Origin of the sequence: Paenibacillus cellulositrophicus (assembly GCF_009363095.1) — a bacterium.
GTDB classification, from domain to species: Bacteria; Bacillota; Bacilli; order Paenibacillales; family Paenibacillaceae; genus Paenibacillus_AQ; species Paenibacillus_AQ favisporus.
This window is the reverse complement of the sequence record NZ_CP045295.1, coordinates 207,344-230,896: the sequence shown is the minus strand read 5'-3', so window position 1 is coordinate 230,896 and position 23,553 is coordinate 207,344. Positions and strand designations below refer to the sequence as shown.

At 45.6% G+C, this 23,553-nt stretch carries 25 protein-coding genes and 1 pseudogene; 22 read left to right on the top strand and 4 right to left on the bottom strand.

All coding sequences use genetic code 11. From position 1 onward, the window contains the following. The first annotated feature begins 347 nt into the window (after window positions 1–347). The 6 genes from GCU45_RS00900 (at window position 348) to GCU45_RS34360 (ending at window position 5,633) form a co-directional block, all read left to right on the top strand. Window positions 348–1,541: an aminotransferase-like domain-containing protein gene (locus GCU45_RS00900; RefSeq protein WP_167527052.1), complete on the top strand. Its 1,194-nt coding sequence runs from the start codon at window positions 348–350 to the stop codon at window positions 1,539–1,541. A gap of 94 nt (window positions 1,542–1,635) precedes the next feature. After that, window positions 1,636–2,742 (top strand): iron-containing alcohol dehydrogenase family protein, encoded by a 1,107-nt coding sequence (locus GCU45_RS00895; protein WP_167527051.1) that lies wholly within the window; start codon window positions 1,636–1,638, stop codon window positions 2,740–2,742. A 24-nt stretch (window positions 2,743–2,766) separates the two neighbouring features. After that, window positions 2,767–3,795, top strand: coding sequence for an ABC transporter substrate-binding protein (locus tag GCU45_RS00890; RefSeq protein ID WP_244364367.1), 1,029 nt, complete (start codon window positions 2,767–2,769; stop codon window positions 3,793–3,795). Window positions 3,796–3,876: 81 nt separating this feature from the next. Beyond that, window positions 3,877–4,671 (top strand): ABC transporter permease subunit, encoded by a 795-nt coding sequence (locus tag GCU45_RS00885; RefSeq protein ID WP_145163915.1) that lies wholly within the window; start codon window positions 3,877–3,879, stop codon window positions 4,669–4,671. A gap of 40 nt (window positions 4,672–4,711) precedes the next feature. After that, a complete protein-coding gene (locus GCU45_RS00880) occupies window positions 4,712–5,455 on the top strand; it encodes an ATP-binding cassette domain-containing protein (protein WP_145163973.1) in 744 nt (247 codons plus the stop codon). 49 nt (window positions 5,456–5,504) lie between these two features. Further along, window positions 5,505–5,633 (top strand): hypothetical protein, encoded by a 129-nt coding sequence (locus tag GCU45_RS34360; protein ID WP_280117486.1) that lies wholly within the window; start codon window positions 5,505–5,507, stop codon window positions 5,631–5,633. A gap of 393 nt (window positions 5,634–6,026) precedes the next feature. Here the strand turns inward: GCU45_RS34360 and GCU45_RS00875 are convergent, their stop codons facing one another. Further along, window positions 6,027–7,130 (bottom strand): glycosyltransferase, encoded by a 1,104-nt coding sequence (locus GCU45_RS00875; RefSeq protein ID WP_152397692.1) that lies wholly within the window; start codon window positions 7,128–7,130, stop codon window positions 6,027–6,029. 458 nt (window positions 7,131–7,588) lie between these two features. Between GCU45_RS00875 and GCU45_RS00870 the strand changes: the two genes are divergently transcribed. From GCU45_RS00870 to GCU45_RS00860, 3 genes are all read left to right on the top strand, one after another. Continuing rightward, window positions 7,589–8,272: a M14 family metallopeptidase gene (locus GCU45_RS00870; RefSeq protein WP_152397691.1), complete on the top strand. Its 684-nt coding sequence runs from the start codon at window positions 7,589–7,591 to the stop codon at window positions 8,270–8,272. Window positions 8,273–8,575: 303 nt separating this feature from the next. Further along, window positions 8,576–9,709 (top strand): glycosyltransferase family 4 protein, encoded by a 1,134-nt coding sequence (locus tag GCU45_RS00865; RefSeq protein WP_152397690.1) that lies wholly within the window; start codon window positions 8,576–8,578, stop codon window positions 9,707–9,709. A 1-nt stretch (window position 9,710) separates the two neighbouring features. Then, a complete protein-coding gene (locus GCU45_RS00860; RefSeq protein ID WP_152397689.1) occupies window positions 9,711–10,730 on the top strand; it encodes a phosphotransferase in 1,020 nt (339 codons plus the stop codon). 235 nt (window positions 10,731–10,965) lie between these two features. Here GCU45_RS00860 and GCU45_RS34355 read toward each other — a convergent pair whose 3' ends face one another. Next, window positions 10,966–11,091 carry a dihydrofolate reductase family protein gene (locus GCU45_RS34355; protein WP_280117484.1) on the bottom strand — a complete coding sequence of 42 codons (126 nt, stop codon included), beginning with the start codon at window positions 11,089–11,091 and terminating at the stop codon, window positions 10,966–10,968. A gap of 388 nt (window positions 11,092–11,479) precedes the next feature. On the opposite strand from GCU45_RS34355, the gene GCU45_RS00850 reads away from it, so the two are divergent. The 8 genes from GCU45_RS00850 to GCU45_RS34515 all read left to right on the top strand — a co-directional run bounded on the left by GCU45_RS00850 (window position 11,480) and on the right by GCU45_RS34515 (window position 17,829). Continuing rightward, window positions 11,480–12,037 (top strand): C40 family peptidase, encoded by a 558-nt coding sequence (locus GCU45_RS00850; RefSeq protein WP_152397688.1) that lies wholly within the window; start codon window positions 11,480–11,482, stop codon window positions 12,035–12,037. Window positions 12,038–12,489: 452 nt separating this feature from the next. Then, complete coding sequence (locus tag GCU45_RS00845; protein ID WP_152397687.1) at window positions 12,490–13,218, top strand: YheC/YheD family protein; 729 nt, start codon at window positions 12,490–12,492, stop codon at window positions 13,216–13,218. Between the two features lie 34 nt (window positions 13,219–13,252). Then, complete coding sequence (gene aepX, locus GCU45_RS00840) at window positions 13,253–14,152, top strand: phosphoenolpyruvate mutase (protein ID WP_145133283.1); 900 nt, start codon at window positions 13,253–13,255, stop codon at window positions 14,150–14,152. Next, complete coding sequence (aepY, locus tag GCU45_RS00835; RefSeq protein ID WP_152397686.1) at window positions 14,152–15,312, top strand: phosphonopyruvate decarboxylase; 1,161 nt, start codon at window positions 14,152–14,154, stop codon at window positions 15,310–15,312. The genes aepX and aepY overlap by 1 nt, the downstream gene beginning before the upstream one ends. Then, the gene (locus GCU45_RS00830; RefSeq protein ID WP_152397685.1) at window positions 15,309–16,457 is read left to right on the top strand and encodes a 2-aminoethylphosphonate aminotransferase; all 1,149 of its coding nucleotides are present in this window, start codon (window positions 15,309–15,311) and stop codon (window positions 16,455–16,457) included. Before aepY ends, GCU45_RS00830 begins: the two co-directional genes overlap by 4 nt. Then, on the top strand, window positions 16,435–17,193 hold the full coding sequence (locus GCU45_RS00825; protein WP_152397684.1) for a YheC/YheD family protein: 759 nt from the start codon (window positions 16,435–16,437) through the stop codon (window positions 17,191–17,193). Before GCU45_RS00830 ends, GCU45_RS00825 begins: the two co-directional genes overlap by 23 nt. 221 nt (window positions 17,194–17,414) lie before the next feature. Beyond that, window positions 17,415–17,609 carry a hypothetical protein gene (locus GCU45_RS00820; RefSeq protein WP_152397683.1) on the top strand — a complete coding sequence of 65 codons (195 nt, stop codon included), beginning with the start codon at window positions 17,415–17,417 and terminating at the stop codon, window positions 17,607–17,609. Between the two features lie 46 nt (window positions 17,610–17,655). Then, window positions 17,656–17,829 carry a glycosyl hydrolase 115 family protein gene (locus GCU45_RS34515; RefSeq protein ID WP_152397682.1) on the top strand — a complete coding sequence of 58 codons (174 nt, stop codon included), beginning with the start codon at window positions 17,656–17,658 and terminating at the stop codon, window positions 17,827–17,829. 183 nt (window positions 17,830–18,012) lie between these two features. Here the strand turns inward: GCU45_RS34515 and GCU45_RS00810 are convergent. Continuing rightward, window positions 18,013–18,225, bottom strand: a pseudogene (locus tag GCU45_RS00810) (LysR substrate-binding domain-containing protein); the annotation flags it as partial. Window positions 18,226–18,477: 252 nt separating this feature from the next. On the opposite strand from GCU45_RS00810, the gene GCU45_RS00805 reads away from it, so the two are divergent. The 4 genes from GCU45_RS00805 to GCU45_RS00790 all read left to right on the top strand — a co-directional run bounded on the left by GCU45_RS00805 (window position 18,478) and on the right by GCU45_RS00790 (window position 21,418). Beyond that, a complete protein-coding gene (locus GCU45_RS00805; protein WP_076165200.1) occupies window positions 18,478–18,729 on the top strand; it encodes a YolD-like family protein in 252 nt (83 codons plus the stop codon). A gap of 59 nt (window positions 18,730–18,788) precedes the next feature. After that, window positions 18,789–18,986: a hypothetical protein gene (locus GCU45_RS00800; protein WP_152397680.1), complete on the top strand. Its 198-nt coding sequence runs from the start codon at window positions 18,789–18,791 to the stop codon at window positions 18,984–18,986. A gap of 784 nt (window positions 18,987–19,770) precedes the next feature. After that, complete coding sequence (locus GCU45_RS00795; RefSeq protein WP_152397679.1) at window positions 19,771–20,709, top strand: alpha/beta fold hydrolase; 939 nt, start codon at window positions 19,771–19,773, stop codon at window positions 20,707–20,709. Beyond that, window positions 20,702–21,418, top strand: a complete 717-nt coding sequence (locus tag GCU45_RS00790) for an HAD family hydrolase (RefSeq protein ID WP_152397678.1) — start codon at window positions 20,702–20,704, stop codon at window positions 21,416–21,418. The genes GCU45_RS00795 and GCU45_RS00790 overlap by 8 nt, the downstream gene beginning before the upstream one ends. A gap of 283 nt (window positions 21,419–21,701) precedes the next feature. On the opposite strand, the gene GCU45_RS00785 is transcribed toward GCU45_RS00790, so the two are convergent. Then, complete coding sequence (locus GCU45_RS00785; protein WP_152397677.1) at window positions 21,702–22,715, bottom strand: LacI family DNA-binding transcriptional regulator; 1,014 nt, start codon at window positions 22,713–22,715, stop codon at window positions 21,702–21,704. Window positions 22,716–23,285: 570 nt separating this feature from the next. On the opposite strand from GCU45_RS00785, the gene GCU45_RS33980 reads away from it, so the two are divergent. Further along, complete coding sequence (locus tag GCU45_RS33980) at window positions 23,286–23,513, top strand: hypothetical protein (protein WP_208837093.1); 228 nt, start codon at window positions 23,286–23,288, stop codon at window positions 23,511–23,513. Window positions 23,514–23,553 lie beyond the last annotated feature (40 nt).

Sequence of the window (23,553 nt, the reverse complement as noted above, 5' to 3'; positions counted from 1 at the left end):
TAGGAAATGTCTCCCCCGCTTTATTCTTATTTGAATACATTTCAAACCAGGCATCAGCAATGAAATTCGGATCCGTTTGTGTATTGGGCTGAATTATGGCTCCTAAAGAAAGATGCCCCACATAGATTCCTTTGGGTGCACCCTAAACGGGTGCCTTTTCTTATGCATAGACGTTCATCAAGTCCAGATAAGGTTCTTCTTTTTATGTCCCTGATAAAAAATCAATCCTTATATTTGATTGTTCTATTATGAAGCATGGTTTTGTTCGATTATCATAAAACATATCGGAATTATTGGTTTTATCACTCTACATTTCAATGATGATTAGAAGGAGGGGGTTATTATTTATGGGGAACCTAGCTTATTCGTCCCGCTTTTCCAACCATTTACCGCCACCGTCGTTAGGTGGCACGAAATCGGCAGAACCAGAGCATGTCCATCTATCGTATGGTTTTCCGGCGTCGGATCTCTTGCCTATCAGGGAATTAAACGAGGCGGCTAATGCCGCCCTTCAAGTGCCCCGGGTTGATCTGCTGCATTATTCGGGTGCTCAAGGGCCTGTTAGAGTCAAGTCTTGGGTGCTAAATCGAGTTCGCAAATTTGGCTTGCATGCGGAAGGAGGCAACTTTCTTCCGGTGTTTGGGGCGATTCAGGGGATTGATCTGACTGCACGGATTCTGATAAATCCCGGGGATGAGGTGTGGGTGGAAGCGCCGACCTTCTTCAATGCCCTGCAATCCTTTCGAGCTGCCGGCGCACATATTCGCTCCTTTCCTGTAGACGAAGAAGGTCTGCAGGTGAATCGGGTTGAAGAGGCTCTACAGAAGGCATCGGAAGAAGGCCGCAAATTACCTAAATTTATCTACGTCATGCCAACCTTTCAAAATCCTACAGGTTCAACGCTACCTATTGGGCGCAGACGGCAGCTGGCGCAACTAGCCAAAGATTATGATGTGTATATCTTAGAGGATGATGCATACGCTGAGCTGAGTTTCAACGGGACCACCCTCCCTGCTGTGTACTCGTTTGTTCCGGAACGGGTAATCTACGTGAGTACCTTTTCGAAAACGCTGGGTCCGGGGCTCCGGCTGGGTTGGGTTATCGCCCCGGAAGAAATCATCCAGTACATGGCCACTTTATCGCTGGGGAGCCAGCTTAACCCATTTACGCAGGAGATCGTAGGTGAACTTCTTGAATACTATGATTTTGATAGGCAGGTAGAGCGTCTGAGCGATCGTTACCGCAGTCGGCGGGATACGATGATCCGGGCTCTGCATGAAGAACTGGGTAGTGAGATCCAGGTATCCGTACCAGACGGGGGATTCTTCATCTGGGTTACATTTGGCGAACATGTGGATGTAAATGCCGTAGCTCCTTTGGCACACAGAAGAGGTGTAAGCTTTGTTTCCGGAAATGCATTTTTCAACGATGGAAAAGGGGCCCGGTACTTGCGACTTTGCTTCAGTCATTGCAGTGAGGAGCAAATCAGAAAAGGTATACGAAGCCTGGCTGAGGCTTATTATTCTATCTATTCGGGATAGGATCTTTGACCTTTCACATCCGTTTAAAAACCGGACACCAATACCTTATCGAGTTTTATGCATAAAATCCATTTTACTTAAGGAGGTCAACTACATGGTCAACGTCAAAGCCCCTGCAATCTATATTAACGAGCCTAATATCCTCGCCAGCGGCGGAGAGAGGATTACATTGATCGGCAGAAAACTTCTTATTATTGGCGGCAAAACAGCATTGACGGCAGCGGCTCCCCTTCTAGCTAGTCTTGATGAAGTAAAGGCGGAGTATGAAATCCATACGTTTGCCGGGTATCCAACGTTGGAGCAGATTGCCCGGTATGTATCAGCAGCATCCGGCAAGGGATACGAAGCCGTTGTGGGCATTGGTGGAGGCAAAGCACTGGATGTGGTAAAGGCAGTAGCCGAACGCTTGGAGTTGCCGAGTATTACGGTGCCTACGGTGGCCGGAACATGCGCTGCCTGGTCGGCGCTGACGGTTCTTTATGATAATGAGGGACGTTCTGCAGGTTATCTGCCCCTCAATCAGTCCCCACAGCTGGTTCTAGCGGATACCCGTGTGTTGGCAGCGGCCCCAAGACGATATTTGGCATCCGGTATTGCGGATACGTATGTGAAATGGAACGAGACTGCAGTTAATATGAAAAATCTTCATTCAGATCTAGATATACGGCTTAGCGTACATACATCCCTATTAGCTGTTGAAGTGCTTGACCGATATGCGCAGGAGGCTTACGAAGCAGCATATGAAGATGAGGTTACTTGGGCATTTCACGAAACTAGTCAGGCCATTATCTGGCTTGCAGGACAGGTAGGTAGTGTCACTGGAGGACAGCCACGCATCGCGCTGGCCCATGCCCTTCACGACTGCCTTACCCAGTATCCCGAGACGAAAGACACGCTGCACGGCGAAAAAATCGCCTTTTCCTTAATCGTCCATTCGATACTACAGGGACTTCCGCATGAAGAAATCCTGCAACTGGCTGGCAAACTGCACAAGCTCCACCTGCCGGTTACTTTAGAGCAGTTGGGATTTTGGGGAAATGCGGAGCAACATGCGGAGGCCATAGCCAAGGTGTTTCCGTTGGAGAAGGTGCAGGCGATAAAGTTGCCGTTCACTGTGGATCGGGAAAAGATTGCATTGGCGATTGTTCAGGCTGACCTTACGGGCAAACGGGTTATAGGACTGGCATCACCTGTATCTTAATAGACATAGAGAGGAGAACCTATTGTGAACAAGAGAAAGCTGTCAATTCTATCTGTCGTATTACCTTTCGTCATAGCCGTCATCCTGGCCGCTTGCGGAAATGAGAAAAATAGATCCGGAAATGAAGCGGAAGCTGCTGCTGCGGCAGGTTCGCCAGATGTGAGCAAAGTCACCTTAAAGGTCGGACAGACGGGGTGGGGAAATCTGGAGGCTGGATTTAAAGAGGCGGGTTTGGACGACACACCGTACAAAGTGGAGTTTAGCGTTTTTCAGGGTGGGAATCTGCAGTTGGAAGCGATGGCGGGAGACCATTTAGATATCGCGCTTACCAGTGAAATTCCGCCGATCTTTGCCAGTCAAGCCGCGGATGGAGGTAACCTCCAAATCATCGCCATCCAGAAATCCGATACGCTGGAACAAGAACTCGTGATTCCAAAGGGTTCAACTGTAAAACAGGTATCGGATCTGAAAGGTAAGAAGGTCGCCTATGTTAAAAGTACGACAGCCCATTATTTTCTCGTAAAGATGCTGGAAGAAGCAGGACTAAGCTGGAGCGATATTGAGCCAGTCGCGCTCTCAACATCAGATGGACTTAGCGCTCTGATCGGCGGTAGTGTGGATGCACTGGCAAGCTATGGCAATGCCATTATTTCGGCTCACCAGAACGGGGCGACGACGCTGGCCAGCGCTAAGGACATATTGTCAGGCAATTTCCCGGTGATTACGACTAAGGCGGATATTGCTGATCCAGCCAAACACGCAGCGATTGCCGATTTTCTGAACCGTTTAAATCAATATAATGAATGGATCCACAATAATCAGAAAAAATGGGCAGAAATCGTAGCTGAAAATACAAAGCAACCGCTTGAACAGGCGCTTGAAACGTTGAAAAACAGCCAGGAGCAGCGGCCAACAAAGGTAACTGCCATTTCAGATGAGGCTATCGCCTCGCAGCAGGATGTCGCAGATACACTTCAATCTGTAGGGCTGCTGACGAAAAAGGTGGACGTGAAGTCGCTCTGGAGCGATGCCTTTACTCAAATGATTAAATAAAAAGTAATTCTGAAAAAAAAGCGGAATAGGGCTGGTAATTGTTATTAGCCAGCCGTTCCATTTGAAAGGAGCCGCCAAACTATGAGTAAACCAAAAATCAAATACAACTTTTGGGTCTCGCCCATTACCCCTTGGCTGCTGCCTGTCGTTCTTCTTTTGGCCTGGCATGTTCTGACCGTTACTGGGATCATCCCGGCGAATAAACTTCCGCAGCCGCTGCAAGTCGTTAAAGAGCTTATTGTTTCTGTTAAAAGCGGCGTGCTGCTTGATAATATTGCGATCAGTGCAAGGCGGGCCTTGCTTGGGTTTTTGATTGGGGGCGGAATTGGCTTTGTTCTCGGGTTAATCAACGGCTTCTCCTCTAAAGCAGAGATTCTAATGGATTCCTCGGTGCAGATGATCCGGAATGTGCCGCACTTGGCACTAATTCCTTTGGTGATCATGTGGTTTGGGATCGGTGAGGAAGTTAAACTGCTGCTCGTGTCCCTCGGCGTGTTTTTTCCTATCTATCTCAATACCTTCCACGGTATAAGGTCAATAGACCGGGGGCTGATCGAAATGGCCAAGGTCTATGGACTGAAGGGCCTCGATCTGTACAAGGAAGTCATTCTCCCGGGTGCACTGCCTTCCATTCTGGTGGGAATACGTTATTCACTCGGTATTATGTGGCTGACGCTCATTGTGGCCGAGACGGTGGCTGCAGACTCGGGCATTGGTTACATGGCCATGAACGCCAGAGAGTTTATGCAGCTCGATATTACCGTTCTTAGCATTATCATTTATGCGCTGTTGGGCAAGCTTTCAGATAGCATCGCCAAGGGGTTGGAACGATGGCTACTCCAGTGGAACCCGAATTATAGTGTGGCCAAAAAGTAAAAGGGGGTGTAATGCGGTGTCTGAAATCGGAAAGGGAGCAATGCTGTGCCTAAACCATGTCCGCAAATATTTTGGTGAAAAGCGGATTCTGCAGCAGGTTGATCTGACGATTGAACGCGGAGAGTTTATCGCCGTCGTCGGGAGGAGCGGCTGTGGCAAAAGTACACTGCTCCGGCTGATTGCCGGGTTGGAGCAGCCGTCGGAAGGACTCATTTCCATCAACGAGAATGATCCTGCTACTTCTGGGAGCGGGCATACAAGGGTATTGTTTCAGGAGGCAAGACTCCTTCCATGGAAAACTGTATTGCAAAATGTGAGGATCGGTACTCCGGGAAAAGATAAAGCTAAGGCTGCGGAAGCGCTAAACCTAGTCGGTCTATCAGAACGAGAGGATGATTGGCCGCATTTTCTTTCGGGCGGACAGAAGCAGCGCGTTGCACTGGCACGGGCACTGGCAAGTAAACCTACCCTTTTGCTGCTGGATGAACCGCTAGGCGCCTTGGACGCATTGACTCGGATTGAAATGCAGCAGTTGATCGAAAGGCTTTGGCTTGAGCAGGGCTTTACCGTTATTCTCGTCACGCATGACGTCAGCGAAGCGGTTGCCTTGGCTGACAGGGTAATTCTGATTGAAGATGGAGTCATTTCATTGGATAAGCGAATTGCGCTGGACCGGCCACGTGAAAGAGATAGTGGTTTTGCTTATTATGAAAATTTGATACTCAACAAGGTACTTGGAAGGGAGGAGCCGCTGTTCCAGCGAACGGCCGGTTATACGATATAACGGCGTTATTCAAATAAACTTCTCGTTATTTTGGAAAGGCTGAGGCCAAATGAACAAAGAGATTGTGGATGCTTTTGAGAAAATGGCTGATAGGGGTTATGGTGTTCCTGCAGTCCCTCCTCATAACGAGAAAGAACGTAAAAGAACGCAATCTTCTCATGCAGGAGTATTTGCGTAAGTAGACATAACTGCAATCAATTGCAACTTATTAAAATCAAACCGAATAATTTACAAAAGCGAGCCCCCTTTTTCTTGGGAGCTCGCTTATTTTGTTATTATAAGGTCTTTCGTTCAGACTGCAAAGTTTGAACGCCATCTTTTGTCAAAATGCATAGTCGGGTGCAAATTTACTGTAAGATGACAAGAACATACACACTTAAAGCCGCGTAACCTAATGGTTTTTCAACTATACATTGCATCCAGATTATGTTGAAATAATGAAGGATTGAGCTTGAGAATGATAACACAACTCTTCTGTTGACGACCCTATGTCCTTTACTTGCGCCAGCAACCGCTATCGGAACCCACTTTCACCTCAAAGCAAGAGTACAGGCAAACCGATAAAAAGGAACTACCTATGGTTTCTTCTGTCTACCTCTTTATATAGTTGAAGTAATCGAGCACCAACTTTATTAATGGAAAATTGCCGCTTTACTGTTTTCATGCCGACTTCCCCAAATTCCCTGGCTCTGTTTGGATGACTTAACAGACTGTTTATATCAGATGAGAGCTTTTTGGTTAAGATAGGTGCAACTGCACCATGATCGCCGAAGTGACATTGAATCAACTTATTCATGTTTTTTTGCTGAACAATACCACAGTATCCTGCAACACCTGCAGAAATAACGGGTTTTGCACAAGCCAAAGCTTCAAGTGCAACACGCCCCGTTCCTATTACGACATCTGCGGCAAAGTAAGCAAGTTGGATACTAGACATTGGGGGACGAATGATGATAGCTGTTCGACCAAGACGATGATTGGCTTTTGCTGCAAGCTGATTCAAATCAGTGCGGGATCCGGGTCCAACTAAAACAGCTATAAACTGACTATTATTTTTAGCAATTCGTTCTGCTGCTTGGATCACTTTTCTAGCTATGGGATATTTATCAGATGAGAATCTTCCAGCGTACACAAGAACTTGGGCAGTTGCTGGTAAATGAAGAGCCTTTCTCGAGTAATTTTTATTCAATATAGGACGAAATGTTGCTGTTTCAATCCCATTAGGGATCATCCTGATCTTGTATTTAGGAATTTTATGACTTGCCAACCATTTGGAGAGCTTGGGTGAAACCGCAATCACACGTCTTGACATTGTTGCCGCAGCTAATAGGGCTTCCTGGCGATGATAAGTGCCATGTACGGTAACGATCAAAGGAATGTTATGTTTTTTGGATAAGGCTGCTGCGAGTTTAAATGAGTTGGAGTCATGAGCGTGGATTAGATTGTATCTTCCTTTAACAATGATCGAAGACAAAATGGATACCTTTTCGGATTTCTTCCCAGTTGGCAGTATATGAAGCGAAATCCCCGCTTTTTTAAATGAGTCAGTAAGAGGTCCTCCTTTAGCTGCAACAGCAACCCGGATCCCACGAGTCAGTAAATATCGGGATAAAGAAAGAATATGTTTTTCTGTTCCTCCAATATTCAGCCGTGATACCAACATTAAAATATTCATTCTCACTCCCCCTAACTACCGAATCTTATCGTTTTCCCGAGTTAATAAACATAATTAGAATATGTCACTTGAGTGATGATGGCTTCGGACTATTGCCCTTTTCATGAACCTAAGGAGAGAAGGTACTGAAATAAGTCAGGGTAGGGATAGATTTAACTCCCCAAAATATTATGAAACTAGTGAAAGGCACAATCAAAGCAGTTTGAATTTATATATAGTAATATCACCTTTCAATATTATTTTTAGATCTCTATTAAAAAGCTGCCAATCCACTGTGTACCCCATTAACGACCATTGGAATTTCAAGTTGCAGCCTTTTAATGACATGTTTTTGTTGTTTAACTGGGAGCTTTATGCGTATTGAGAAGCTTGCAGAGGACCGAAATATTTGCTGAAACCTGATCCAGCCTATACTTCTCCAATAAAAATGGGATATTGCAAAAGGGGTGGTGAATCTTATGCTGACAGAAAGACAAAAGCTCGCCAAAGGCACACCATTTGAAACATGGCTTCATTTGTTCCATGGGGAACTCCCTGGTCCGACAGTTATGATCGTGGCTGGCATCCACGGCAAGGAAGTGGGTAGTATTCGCGCAGCACAGAAATTGGTCAAGCAGCTGAGAAATCAGGAGTTGACAATCATTCGTGGGAGTCTGATTGTAGTCCCTGTTGCAAACCAACCTGCTTTCAAGAAAAGAGTCAGGGGCACGCCGGACCTGAATCGTACATTTCCACGCGGGCAGAACCGAAAAGCAACACAGGAGATGTCCCGTTCTTTGTATAGTATTATGCAAAAATATAAACCAGCCTGGTATCTGGATCTTCATGAAGCAAATGGTTTATCGTCAAAAAGCAAAGATGTACTAGGTCAGACGTTAATCACGAACCCAGGAAACGGTTCTATTCCCATTGTCCGGAAGATTATCAAACAGATGAACGGAATTGTTAATCGTCCTTCCCACCGGTTTCATATTCGGCTGCACAAACTTAAAGGCTCTTCTCGTACCGCTGCGGCAGAGCGAATTTATGCCAATGCGGTAACAGTCGAAACATGCTGGAGCCTTAAAATGAATACAAGGATTGAATATCAGATGCAAGTGGTACAGCACTTCTTACGTGAAGCTGGTCTGATGAAATCTTGATCATGAATGAGGGTGCAAATAGGGTCACGATTCCTAAATACAATGAAGTCTATCGGGGAATCCATAACTACCGCGTTATGGCTCCCGAGGATGTTTAAGCCGCTAATATTGTGGCTTTTTTTATTGGATTTAAGGATATATTGAAGCGACTCCAAAGAAGATCACGGTTTTATATTGCAAATTATGATCTGAAAATGAAGGAATCCAGATCCGTCTTAGGCCCATGCATACACATTTATTAACTAACCAAAATGATCGGGCAACATAATATGTATTTAGAACTCATCGCTTAGGAGGGGGAAAATGGGGGACGAGAGTAAACTAAAAATATGGGTCATGACAAATGAGTTTGAACCTAAAATTGTAGGAGGACTCGGGATCGTCGCTACCCAGCTCACGAGAATGTTGAGCAAACTTGGCGCAAAAGTAACGGTTCTGTGCCCCGGGAATTCGGATCGATTAACGACATCAAATACTTATGGCAATATGCGCATTCTCAGATTTCCCAAAAACTCGAAGTATTTTAATCGAGCCAAGCATTCATTTATAGCCGAAGCCATCATAAATAGCGCATTCGCTAAGGGGGGAGGCAAGCCTGATATTATTCATGTGCATAGTACAGAATTTGCGTATACTGCCAAGGTAGCAGGAAAGCGATTTGATCTCCCTATCGTCTACACCTGTCATTCATTGGCATCACAAGGCATCTCTTCGCTTCCTGGTAAACATCAAACCACACTGATACGCACTGCAAATCGAATTATTGTACCGAGCCGCTGGCAGGCCAAAGTAACAAGGAGGCTTTATCCTCGAATTGGCGGAAATAAGATGATCGTTATCCCCCACGGCGTTGTTCCTGTCACGAAGGGTTCAACAAAAGGCTTATCGCATAAATTGCTTTATGTAGGAAGATTGATTCCATCAAAAGGAGTTGAGCCCTTAATTAAAGCTGTCGGCCTTTTAGCCCAGGAAAATAGCAAAATCCATTTAACTATTGTTGGAAGTGGCACAGCGAGTTATAGGAACAAGCTGCGCTCCTTGGCAAAACAAGTTGGGGTCGAGAAGCGAATTCGTTGGGCCGAAAAAACCCCACACAAAACAGTTCAACGGATGTACGGTTCTTATGGAGCCGTAATTAATCCTAGCAAAAAGGAATCGTTCTGCTTGGTCGCACTGGAAGCTATGGCAAACGGCGTTCCGCTTATTTCTACAACATCTGGGGGCATGAAGGAATTTGTAACCCCCCACAACGCCAAAATCATTCATTCAGTTGATACCGCCCATATTGCCCGAGCCATCAAGGAATTTTGGAATAACCCAGAACAATCAAGAAAGCGAACAATCCATGCCCGTACTACTGCAGCCCAGTACAAATGGCCTGTAATAACCAGGAAATACCTTTCATTATTTTCGGACTTGAAGCGGGGGAAGCCATAGCATGAGTGAATACTCTACAACCCATGTTAACAAGTTAGTGAAACAGTTTGGAATCAAGGCAAGTGCACAAAAACGTATCCGTGGAGGAATATATCAAATTGTAACTCCGGACGGGCGAAAATACAGCTTGAAGCGTATGCCTAAACAGATTGCGCGGTTACGATGGATTGATCGAATGTTAATGCACGTCCAGCGTAACGGTCCACTCCTTGCTTGGCGTAATCCCCAAACCCCGGAAGGGCGAAAACCTCATGCAATTTCGCAGAAGGGGGAGCTCTTCGTACTGACGCCTTGGATTTCCGGGAGAGAACCTTCTCCGCGTTCACTTGCGGATATGCGGTCATGTGGTATTGCATTAGCCAGATTTCATAAAGCAGGGCAAACCGCGCTTAAGGGAGACATTTCCCAAAGCGAGATCGGGACATGGTATTCCAAACTGGATAAACGGCAACGATATATTCAAAATAAGATTTCAAAAGCAAAAACAAATAGCTTTAGTGTGCCTATTAGTCGATTTATCCAACGCCATGGACCAGAGATTCTGCGTTATGCAAATCAAGCAAAAGCATTGCTGCGAAGCAGCAGATATGAGGTTTACCGACAAAGTCCCCGACGATACGGAGTCTTGTGTCATGGGGATGGTGGGCCGAGTAATTTTATTATGAATGATAAAGGGACGTACCTTATTGATTTCGAAACCTTGCATGTCGATCTTCGCGCTTATGACTTATATCGGGTTATTTATAATTCCAGCAAAGATTACCGTTGGGATTTTTCGATCGCAAAAGCAATTTTGGATGGTTACCGCAAGGTAGCGAACCTAAAAAAAATGGATTATGAACTTATTCGTGTTTGGTTACGATTTCCGTTTACGACTTATTTAGTGATTTCCCCCTTCAAGAGAATTCCGTTTACAGAAAGCCGGTTACAGTGGGCACTTGAAAATGAGCGGAGAATCACCTCATTTCTAAAAAAATTAGAAGAATACGAAACGAGACATTGCTCTACACGAGGACATTAAAGACGCAGCGGGCCTAGAAATTTTTCGTGATGACAAAAATCAATGAAACTCAAACATGAAAATGTGCTTGCTTGACGATGAATTACTAATATTGGCGCAGCAGCGTAGCGGTCAGACGATCATACGGTAGTGAAGATGAACAGCGCCGCTTCGGAAGCGGCGCTCACCAAGCAGCTCGAGCCGCATGCGGAGGTTCTCCGGCAATGCTCGCTGTCTCCCAGCACACCATCGACTCCTACATTCGATTTCCGCATAAGTAGGTGCCAATTGGCCGCTCGAAGTCCGTCCAGAACGCAAACACCTCGTCATCGCAGATGGTCCAATCGATATTGCCATGCTCGTCCTCAATGTAACCGTCCATAGATACGTTACCAACGTAGATATTATTACATATTGGAAGTATTCTGTCCGTTAGCTCAATAAATAAAGGTGGCTCCCGCGCCTTCGCTTGGGATACGTCCTCCACATTATTTTCCGTTTCCAATGACTAATAAAAAACCTGCGCACGGAGAATGTAAACGATGCCGTTATGGCAACGCTTTTTGATTGGGTGGATTTTGAAAAAAACGCCGAAAAGTGGATACAAGAATATCACAATAAGTAATTGTATAATTTTAACAGGTTACATTTTTTTAATAATTCTATTGAATTTTATATTTCTGTAGTTTATAACTGATTGAGTAGGGTTACGTGTCACTTGGCTCCTTGGGCCACAACAAAATCTTTTCTCACATTTAGGGAGGACTTTTATGAATAACAACACGAACAACATCAAGAAAAGCCGAATCGTCAAAGTTTTAACTGGGGTCGGTCTAAGTCTTTCCATTGTTTTATCCGGAAGCATGCTGCTTCCTGCACAGCCTGCGCATGCTGCTACTGCGTCCGCAAGTTCCATTGCAGATAGTGTAATAAAAACAGGCAAACAATTCCTAGGCGTTCGTTATCAGTTCGGTGCCCCAACTGGGCGAACGAATGAGTTCGATTGTTCTTCTTTCACTCAATATATTTTCAAGCAAAATGGCATCGATCTTCCCCGATCCTCGAGACAGCAGTCCAAAGTAGGTACGCCAGTTTCCAAAGATCAGCTGCAGCCGGGAGATTTAGTTTTTTCAGATACAAATCGGGATGGGGTTATTAATCACGTAAGTATTTATATGGGTAACGGACAATTGCTGCATACGTACCGGGTCGGCATAGGCGTTACGATTTCCAATTTTGCAGGAAGCGCTTGGGATCGTACCTTTGTGAGTGCACGCCGCGTCATTCCTAACAATGGACAAGCTTCTGCAGCATCTCTGCCTAACTAATACAACCTCAAACTACTCAAGTTTCTCATGCGAAAATACAATAACATGTTTCCTGGCATGGGGGAGCTTCCGATAGATCGGATTCAGAGAGCAAGGGAGAATAATATACAGAAACAGAGCCTCGAATGTAGCTCACAGATGGTTAGAAACCCTGTCCTTTTTTAAAGGAACAGGGTTTTTATCAATTCAAGTCTTTAGATGATATTGTGAGGCTAGCTCTTCAATAGATACAAATACATAAGCATGTTGTTTTCTAGATCTGAACTCATCTAATCCTATATACATCATGAATTGCACCGTGTTCGGTGCCTTTTTTGTTTTCTGAAACGTAATCAATAATTTCGGTGAGAGTGATTGTATTATTTTTCTTTATGGGAAGTTAGTCTACACAGCAGGGCTTTTTAATGAATATGCTCTTTGTATCTGGATCCCAACATGAGAAGGGGATGTTAATGACCATTGGAAAAATGAAGAAGTATAGGGAAATGTTACAGGTCCCTGTCTTACGTCCACATTTGCCTAAAACTGTCTGGATGACGGATTCAAGGATTTTACGGATGCTCCAAACCTATCCATCTGTCTTTATAAAACCCAATCACGGGAGCGGTGGTAGCGGAATTATCCGTGTCAAGAGATTGGGGAGGGGATTTGAGGTTCGTTGCGGCTCAAGTCTGAAGATTGCGGGACGTTCCTCTGTCTTAAAAGCGATTCGTTCGTTCCGGAAACCAAGGCATCGGTATCTAGTGCAGAAAGACCTGCAATTAGAGAAGTATCATGGGAAAATTTTTGATATCCGTGTATACCTGCAGAAGCCAAAGAGCAGATGGATCATTTCGGGTATGGCCGCCCGTGTTGCCGCCCCTCATAAATTTGTGACCAATTATCATAAAGGAGGGCATGCGGAACCTTTGCGAAGGGTCCTCATGAGTCTTTTTCAGAATGACCACTCCAAAGTGGACGCCTGTTTTCGTAAAATAGAACAATTGTCCATTACCATTGCCGAAACGGTTAATAAATGGCACTCGATTCATGAATTAGGGGTGGATCTTGCCCTAGACAAGAACGGCCACATTTGGATTATTGAAGCGAATTCACATCCGGGCCATATGTTGTTTACTCAACTCTCCGATCACACAATGATCAGAACCATTATGGAAAACAAACGATCCATGGGAATCTAGGCTGATTATTTTAAAGGGAAGGAGCAAAGTTTCAATGAAAAAAACAAAGGAGCTTAGAAACCTGATCAACTCCAAAAAACTGGAATTTATTATGGAAGCTCATAATGGTTTGTCTGCCAAAATTGTTGAGGAGGCGGGATTTAGGGGGATTTGGGCGAGCGGATTATCCATCTCTGCAGCGATGGGAGTAAGAGACAATAACGAAGCCTCCTGGACCCAGGTGTTGGATGTTCTTGAATTCATGAGTGATGCGACGTCCATCCCGATCCTGCTGGACGGGGATACGGGGTATGGCAACTTCAATAATGCAAGACGCCTGGTCAAAAAGCTGGAGCAGCGGGATATTGCAGGGGTTTGTATCGAAGATAAGCAATTTCCCAAAACGAACTCATTCTTAAATGGACAATTGCAGCCGATGGCCGATATCGATGAATTTTGCGGTAAAATCAAGGCCATGAAAGACACGCAAACCGACGACGATTTTATCGTTGTAGCCAGAGTGGAAGCCTTTATTACAGGGAGGGGACTTGGCGAAGCGCTGCGGCGGGCGGAAGCGTACCGGAAGGCAGGCGCCGACGCGGTTCTCATACACAGCAAGAGGCAGGACATCACGGAAATTGAGGCATTCATGAAGGAATGGGCGGGAAGATTGCCCGTAGTTATCGTACCTACAAAGTATTATTTGACGCCAACCGACAAGCTTCGGGAGCTGGGGATTAGCCTTGTTATATGGGCGAACCATAATTTGCGATCATCCATTCAAGCGATGGAACAGGTATCCCGCAGAATTTATCAGGATGAAAGTCTTGTTCATATCGAAAAGGAAGTTGCAACGCTGGAAGAAGTTTTTAGGCTTCAAGGGGCTGAAGAGCTGGAAGCTGCGGAACAACGATATTTACCGGCAACACAGCCCGACTCGAATGAGGGGATATAATGGACACTAGGATATTTGGGGAAGAACTCCGAAAATTAGGATTTACTTTTTTCAGCGGTGTACCTTGCTCCTACCTGAAAAATTTAATCAATTACTCCATCAACGAATTCGATTATGTTGCAGCAGCCAACGAAGGTGATGCGGTGGCCATCGCATCTGCGGCTTATATAGGGGGGCAAAAATCCGTTGTACTCATGCAAAATTCAGGGCTAACCAACGCTGTTTCGCCGTTAACATCCTTAATCTACCCCTTTCGAATTCCGCTGCTGGGATTTGTCAGCCTTCGCGGAGAGCCAGGGGTTCCTGATGAGCCCCAACATGAGCTTATGGGCAAGATCACGACGAATCTGCTGGAATTGATGGACGTGGAATGGCAATATCTATCCGGAGATTTGGAAGAGGCCAAGAAACAGCTGATTCAGGCCAATGAGCAAATTTCCCGGAATCGGCCATTTTTCTTTGTAGTCAAGAAAGGGACTTTTGACGCAGAGCCTTTGAAAAAGCAGCAAAACTCCATTCGTTCAAACCGGATTCTACGGTGTGCCCATAAAGACAATCAGATGCCTGCGCGGCATGAGGCATTAAGTGTAATCAATTCGGTGAAAGACGGGGATACGATTCAGCTTGCAACCACAGGCAAAACAGGACGGGAATTGTATGAAATAGAAGATGCAAGCAACAATCTGTACATGGTCGGCTCTATGGGGTGTGTCAGTTCTTTTGGACTTGGGCTCGCCCTAAGTCAGCCTGGCAAAAATATTGTCGTGATTGACGGAGACGGCTCTTTATTGATGCGCATGGGAAGTCTTGCGACAAATGGGTATTACAGCCCCAATAACATGATTCATATTCTTCTCGATAATAACGCTCACGAATCAACAGGAGGGCAAAGCACGGTATCCCATAATATTGATTTCGTGAACATTGCCGCTTCCTGCGGTTATACGAGGGCAATCCATGTCCACAACCTTGAAGAGCTGAAAACTTGTTTACAAGAATGGAAAAAGACTAAAGTTCTTACTTTCCTTTATATGAAAATATCCATGCAGTCCAAAGATCAACTTGCTCGCCCAAGCATAAAGCCTCATGAAGTAAAAGAACGTCTGGAGCGATTTATCAAAAACGACCCCTTAATGATCAAGGAAGTGGATGGTTCATGAGTTCGACCGTAAAGAGAAACATTTTGCTTACTCCAGGTCCGGCAACGACTACAGATAGCGTGAAATGGTCACAGGTGGTGCCGGATATATGTCCCCGTGAAGCCGAGTTTGGCGAAATCATGGAGCATATTTCCACAGAGCTTACCTGTTTGGTTGCGGACCCGAACCATTATCAGACCATATTATTTGGTGGGTCGGGCACTGCAGCCGTTGAATCGATGATCAGTTCCGTCCCTGGAAATGAAGCTGTAGTTATTGTAAATAATGGCGCTTATGGAAAACGGATGTGCGAAATCGCCGCGGTTTATGGAATCGATTATTTGGAATTTAAAAGTTCCTTCGACGATGCGATTCATTTGGCTGACTTAGAGCGTTGCATTCAATCTTCCGGACGAAAGATATCCCATCTTGCCGTCGTGCATCACGAGACGACGACCGGCCTTCTGAACAATGTGAAGGAACTTGGAGTATTATGCAAAAAGTATCATATCGACATGATGGTAGATGCCATGAGTTCATTTGCTGCCGTTCCGATTGACCTGAAGGAAATGAACATTTCCTTTTTGGCATCCAGTTCGAACAAGAACCTGCAGGGATTGCCCGGGGTTTCGTTCGTAATCGCTGAGAAAAGTAAGTTGGAGAGTTTGAAGGACAGGAAACCCAGAAGTTATTATTTGAATTTGTACGCCCAATATCAATATTTTGCGGAGCATGCGCAAATGCGGTTTACACCGCCGGTACAGGCATTGTATGCGCTTAGGCAGGCCATCGAGGAATTAAAGCAGGAGGGTGTGGCAAAACGTTATGAAAGATACATGGCATCCTGGAAAACTTTAATCACCGGTCTAAAAAGGCTGGATTTAACCTATTTGGTCCCCGAAGCGCATCACTCCAAGCTGATTACATCCATTCATGAACCTTATACAGATTTTGACTTCCAAGCCATGCATGATTTTTTCTATAGCAAAGGCATTATGATTTATCCCGGCAAATTGGAGGGATTAAGAACGTTTCGAATTGCCAATATCGGGGACATTACGTCCAAGGATATCGAGTATTTTTTGGAATTGCTTGAAGATTTTCTGGATCGCATTGAAATGAACAAGAGAAAGGTGGAGTCCAATGGGATCAGTAACAAAAAATAAATGGATAAAATATTTGTTTTTGAAAAGGTATCCCCCCCTTGCCCCTTATTTACCTGAAACGCGGAAGATGAGTCCACATTCCCTCTGGACACTTTTGGGAAAATACCGGCATGTCATTGTTAAACCCGTTTGGGGAAGCCGCGGACGGGGCGTCATTCAAGTCTCAGATTTGGGGAATGACAATTATGCCATCCATTACGAGCGTATGGAAACGGTGAAACAGGGAAGAGAGAATACCTATCGGTATATTAAAAGAATAATCAGGTCTGCCGCCTATATGGTTCAACAGAGAATTACTCGGCCGACCATAAATAATCGCCCCTTTGATATGAGAGTCATCGTTCAACGCAAAAAACATTCTTCAAAATGGGTAGTTACAGGAAAGGTAATCAAGGTGGCAGGCAAAGGGTACGTTGTGTCCAACAATACGCGGAGTCATGGACAACTGCTTAGGTTTAAGCCGGGCATCCAACAGTCTTCCATCGGACACTTACCTATATCCGCATTAGAATACCAAATCGATAAGGTTTCGCTTCGTTCCGCAAAAAGATTAAACGCATTGTTCCCCGGACACCGAATTTATGGCCTGGATATTGCTACCGATCCGTATGGGCGTGTTTCCATTATTGAAGCCAATCTTTATCCGGCAATGTCTCATTTCCTTAAACTGAAGGATGGGGCAATGTATCGCCGAATCCTCTCTTATAAAAGAAGTAAATATTACTACTACCGTTAAGTAATCGAATCATAATATGAATAACCTTTATTTTTTCGACGTATCCAGACGTCTCGAACCAAACTCCACATATTACTCAACCAGATTATTTAATTTACCATTAACGCAACGACGAAATATTATAGGGGCTGCACGATTTATTACGAGGCAGCCTCTATTTGTTTTAACCACTTCAATCTTACGTTCGATTAGAATACCGTAGCAACGCGGGAGGAGAAAACATGCGTAGAATTATTGCCGTTCTTTTGCTTATCATCGGAACGTGCTTTCTGATTTATGACTTCGCCAGACAACAAGTAATCCTAAAAGAAGGACTAAAAGAAACCAATACACTGACTACGCAATCATCAGGAACAGCAAACCCGGAAGAAAACAGTACGAAGGAATGTATCACACCTCACTCCCACGGTCAGTAGATACAGAACAGAATGATCTCATTGGGTTATACTATCACGTTTCCTAATGGGCTCCGGTCGACCAAAGCTATTTGTGACTCAGTCAATACCTCTTGCCTTGATGGGGGAGGAGCTCAGCAAGTCCTGGAATCATCATATCCGGAAGTCCTGGATACTGAATGTGGGGGATATCAAGCCACAGGAAGCCGAGATGACGACATCATTTATAAAAGGAGGATAAAAAATGTAAGACGACAAGAATATACACGAGGAAGTTTAGCATGTAGTAAAGGAAGAGGATCAACTTTCTAGGAAAAAGTCGAATTACATGTTCAAGGGCAAATTCATACTTCGTACCCCGCTGCTCTGACGTATACTGCAAAAGCGGCGAACGCTTTGTTCTGGAACGGCTCTTTACGTGCGATCAACGTGTCATCACAAACCTGTACAGTTCCGGGACGGGATGAACCCGAATCCGGTCGTCATCTGGAGCAACGACGGAATTGGTAACCAGTGCGTAACCGATTCCGTCACGCACGCAGTTCAGCATCGTATGGATCGTGTTGACTTCAATCTTATTCAAGAGTGTCACGCCCTCGCTCAGCAGCCAATCTTCATTCACGGCTCGAATCTGACAACTTTCACTGTATGGTTTTTATATCGACATTATTTTAGTTATCGCTTACCCAAATAATCGCTTTTTGGGGGATTCATGGGCGGGTAAATGGCGCAAATCCTTTTTTATTATTGGGCTTTGTTATATCAGTAATATTGTAGATTTGCGTAACGCTGTTCTTAAGTAACTTTGTAATGTAAAATTATACTAGTTATTAATGTATTGGAGCGCTCCTATGCGGACTGCGCATTTTACAACGAGGAGGAGAGACCGATGATCAAATCAAAAGCTCCCAAGAGACCGACAAGGGATGAATTTGTACTAGAGGAGATAGGCAATCAGCTTACAGAGGCTTATCAAGAAGGGTCAGAAATTCTACTTACTGTGTGGGGTTGGGATGAGCCAGTAAGGGGTCAAATAGATCAAATGGACTCTCGGACTGGAAAAGTACACATCAAAAAGGATGGAGTTATTACCAAGGTCCCTTTTATGGATATCATGGAAATTAACTATCCTAGAGATTAGATTTAGTGAAAGGGAAGATTTGTAGATGAGTAATCTCATGTGGATCTTGGAGGGATCAAATGACCGAAGTAGGGCGGGAAACGAATTCCTTTTATCGTATGTTTGATAACGGCCGCCGTGCAGAATATGAAGAAGATGGCGGTCCACCTAGATCGCCTGGAAAAGAGGGGATAACCCCTCTTTTTGGCTTTTTAGCAACTGCAAATGAAAAACGAAAAACCCAACGTCTCAAAGACGTGGGTTTCTCGACAATCTGAGGAGCTCTCAATGAGCTCCTTTATTTCGCTATATTGAGAATGTTCAAAATGGGAAGGAATGTCACGCCTACCTCCACATTCTTGACAACGTATCAATCATATTGCCCACTGGTTCAATCGTGCCAAGCGCTTCTTCCGGCTTCGTCGACAGCTCGCCGGCAAAATCGAAGCTGAAGACGTTTTACATCTCGTAGATCAGCGCAATCGCCGACAAAATTGTCGGTCTCTATGAATAAAGCATACGATAAAGGCACCTCTACAGGGTGCCTTTATTTACATGCTGAGCGAAAAATCGGGAAGCTTCGGGAGCGCACGATGCTTGTACAGTAGCACAATGGACTAAGGCTTCCTTTGAAGCGATTCGCTGAAAATGGCTATTGACAAATTATTTCAGGTTCCAATATGATTGTAATGAAAACGTTTAACGTATATCGATTGCATTAAGGGGGGGATCTTACTTATCCGATTGCTGAAAGTGTGTGGGTTTATTGGTGCAAGCCAAAACTACAATAAGAAATACCGAGTTAAGCATGGAGAGATTGAAGTGAATGGCGATTCAATATGGAATTCTTGCACTCTCCTGGATTGGCGGAATGGTCAAACGAGTCCGGACTGCTCGCGATCCAGCGCGCTTCACGGGCAGGCTACGATCTGTTGGAGGTCTCACCGGTAAAGCCTGACACTTTCGACTCGATTTTCGCATATGGGTTGACTTTGCGACAAAAAGGAAAGCGGTCTAATGTTTGCAACGACTTGACAGACCAATACTTTGAGGTGATCCCAAATGAGTGAAGTGAAAGTGAAAACGGTTCGAACGCCGCAGTTGGAAATTGCTTACGAAGAGGAGGGGGCGCCAGACGGCTTCCCTGTTATCCTGATGCATGGTTTCCCCGATGACGTTCGTGTTTGGGATGGGACGGCGTCAATATTGTCTTCGGCAGGCTACCGGGTATTGATGCCATACTTGAGGGGTTATGGTCCGACTCGATTTATCGATCCGGATACGCCAAGGGTCGGGCAGCAGGCTGCATTGGGGCTGGATTTATTGCAATTCATGGATGCCTTGCGGCTCGAACGGGCGTCTATAGCCGGGTATGATTGGGGATGTCGAGCCTGTTGCGTCGCCGCGATCCTGAACCCGAAACGAATTCGAGCTCTGGTAGCAATCGGCGGTTATGATGTCCACGATGTGATGTCTCCTCCTAAGCCGGCTCCTCCGGCCCTGGAAGCAGAATGCTGGTATCAATGGTACTTTAATACGGAGCGTGGAAAAGCGGGACTGGAAGCTTATCGAAGAGAGATCTGTCGAAAGTTGTGGGAACGCTGGTCGCCTAGCTGGCATTTTGACGATCTTACCTTCGAGCGAACGGCCCATTCATTCGAGAATCCGGATTTTGTACAAGTGGTGATTCAGGAGTACAGGCATGTTCATCAAAATGATAACGGTGATCCTGCATTCATCGAGACTGAAAAGTATCTATCGACATTACCGCAAATTGAAGTTCCGGCAATGGTGCTGCACGGAGATGAAGATACGGTCCACCCTCTCTTCCGATCGGAGGAACTGATGTCCAAATTTATCGAAGGCACGGAAAGAAGAGTGGTCCGCGGAGCAGGACATTTTCTGCCGCGACAGCGCCCTGATGCGGTTGCGGAAGCGTTAGAATCGCTGCATCTTCATCATCCCTCACTTGTAAAATCTCGGAGGTATCCGCATGTTTAAAGCAATTGCATTTGATATGGATGGAGTTCTTATCGACACACAATCTTCAGTCAAGGAATTCTGGAATCAGGTCGCCACTGGATGTGGCATCCGTTTGGAACCTTCGGATTTTAATCAATTTATCTATGGGTGTCAAGCTTCCTATACACTGGACCGTCTATTCCCTAGGCTGACTTCTATCGAACGTGCTGTGGTTCTTTCCAAACTTGAATCGTATGAAGCAACGATGACCTATCAGGAAATCATCGGTGTATCAACATTTCTGGCATCAGTACGCGAGGCGGGTGTAAAGACCGCGCTCGTAACGAGTGCTTCTGCGTCAAAGGTGAACGAGGTCATTTACCAGCTGAAATGGCAGACTTACTTTGATGTAATCGTTACAGCCGAGCACATCGCTCAAGGAAAACCTGCTCCGGACTGCTATCTTCTGGCTGCCGAACGGTTGAACGTCGACCCCGGCAGTTGCATTGTGTTCGAAGATGCCAGTAGCGGTGTTCGTTCAGCGGTGGCGGCAGGAATGTATGTTGCAGGTGTTGGTCTGGATCGATTATTGAAGGGCAAGGGAGCGGCGGTTGTCGTCGATGACTTCAAATCCGTCAAGCTGGTGAGCAAGAATGGCGGGTCAGGTAAGAGCCATATTCATATTGGGGAAGTCAGCGTGCCAATTCGGACCTCTTATAACCGTACACTGGGTTCCCGAAAGGAATGACTGGATGACTACCATACTGTGTTATGGCAATTCAAATAAGGAAGCCGGTGAGTTGGCGGACATCATAAAGGCCACCCCGTTTGGAGCTTATGACAACCCTCCGGCCTTGATTCTCGTGGTTCCACCGTCTATCGGAAAATTGTGCGAGGCAACCAAATTGTTTTTAAGGTGCTCAGTTCCGATGGAGCGTTTTGGTGAAGTGTTACAAATATGCGATCGAAATGTTGCGTATCATGGAAGCATCTTATGAGTCATCCGCAAGCGGACGGACCATACTTCTCAGCTAGACTCGGGTAGCAGTAGTTTCCCGGATGATTAGTTGCGGCTCGACAACGGATTCGCTTTGCTCAATCGTATCACGCGTTCCATCGATTAAGCCGGTGAGCAGGTTGATTGCCGTAATGGCAAGTTCTCGCGCCGGCTGCTTCACGGTTGTTAGCGGCGGAAAGGAATCAGCCGCTTCTTCAATATCGTCAAATCCAATAATGGACAGGTCGTCTGGTATTCGCTTGTTTAGATACCAAGCCGCACGAATTGCGCTCAAGGCGTACTGATCCGACGTGCAGAACAGGGCCGAGGGAGCTTTGCGACATTCAAAGAACGCTTTGGAACGTTCGAAAGCGGTAAACCGGTCGCGAGCGTCTAGAATATGGCTTTCGTCTGGCTCAAAACCACGGTGCTGCAAGTAATCTTTAAAGGCTCTCAATCGTGTCCTTACTCCAGCGTGCTCTAGATTCCCAAGGAAACCTATAGTGTGGTGACCCAGCTCGATTAAATGATCGAGAGCTAAATGAACGCCTTTTGCGTCATCTGTTCTTACCTGCGGAATTGGTAGTGAACGGTCCCCGGTAATCGATACAATGGGGGTACCGCTTTGTTTGCTGCGTTCCAGAAGAGAATGGGTGGACAGATTTCCAATTAGAACGAGACCATCGAACCAATGGTTTATCATGAAATGCAGCTGACGCTCTGCAGTATGTGCATCGTAATCGGCGTGTCCCATAAGCATTTCCATTCCTTTATCGTGCGCGGCTTTTTGCACTTCACGTACGAGAAGCGATAGGAAGGGGTCATGAATGTCGCGAATGATCGCACCGATGACTCCTGAGCGCTTTGATCGGAGAGCAGCGGCGAAGGGGTTGATCTGATAACCGAGTTCTTGGGCCGATTGCAGCACTTTTTGCTTTGTCTTTTCACTGATCTTTATACTTCCATCGCGGTTGTTTAGCACTCGTGATACAGTCGCAAGCGAAACGCCGGCTTTGGCCGCCACATCGGCAATCGTAACATTAACCATTAATCTCAACCTTCCCGTGTATTCTACTTCTTTAGGATATCAAAAAGCACTTAGATTGCAACAATTATACGTATAACGTTTTCATTATTGTTCAGCGATTGAAGCTGGAGGTACAAAGTTTGTATGCGGTATCGGTAATAAGCATGGAGTCATATGGGATAGTGCTGTTTTCCCAACAGAAACCCCGGATCTAACCATGAAGAAAGTGATCGAGTACTTCCGCAGTAAACCAACCAATCGATGCTCTCGGTATTGGTACTTTCGGTCCGTTTGAGCTTGATAGAGCAAGCCCGCTCTATGGAGAAATTACGACTACACCAAAGAAGCAATGGGCGGGCTTCAATATTTTAAAAGAAATGCAACAAATTTGGTGTACTTGTTGGATTCGTTATAAACGTCAACGCCATCGCATTACTGATTATTCGGTGTTGGATGAGTTTCTGCCGCACCATCATTATGCACGTAAACATTTTGCTTGCATCCTTGATATTGTTGGAAAACATGCCGGGGGGCCGTTGACGGAGGGGATTCAATGTAACTATAATGGTTTTATTGAAGGAGGGTGCTCGCATGATCATCGTCAGCCGTTATACGATCGCGCTTCATATTTTGACTTGGCTGGCTTTTTGGGTGGAGAAGGACGAACCGAGGAGAGCCGCTCACCAGAGGGGGTCGGAGAAGCGCAAGCCGGGAACAGCTTCTGGCTCGGAGATGCCGAACGACCGAAGGATCCGAGTCATCGGAAAAGGGAATCGGTCGCAGGAGCCGTCCGAGGAAGCCGGTCTGCCGTTTGAATAATCCGATTGGCGTTATTTTCTGCGGCGATCAATGCAACTGA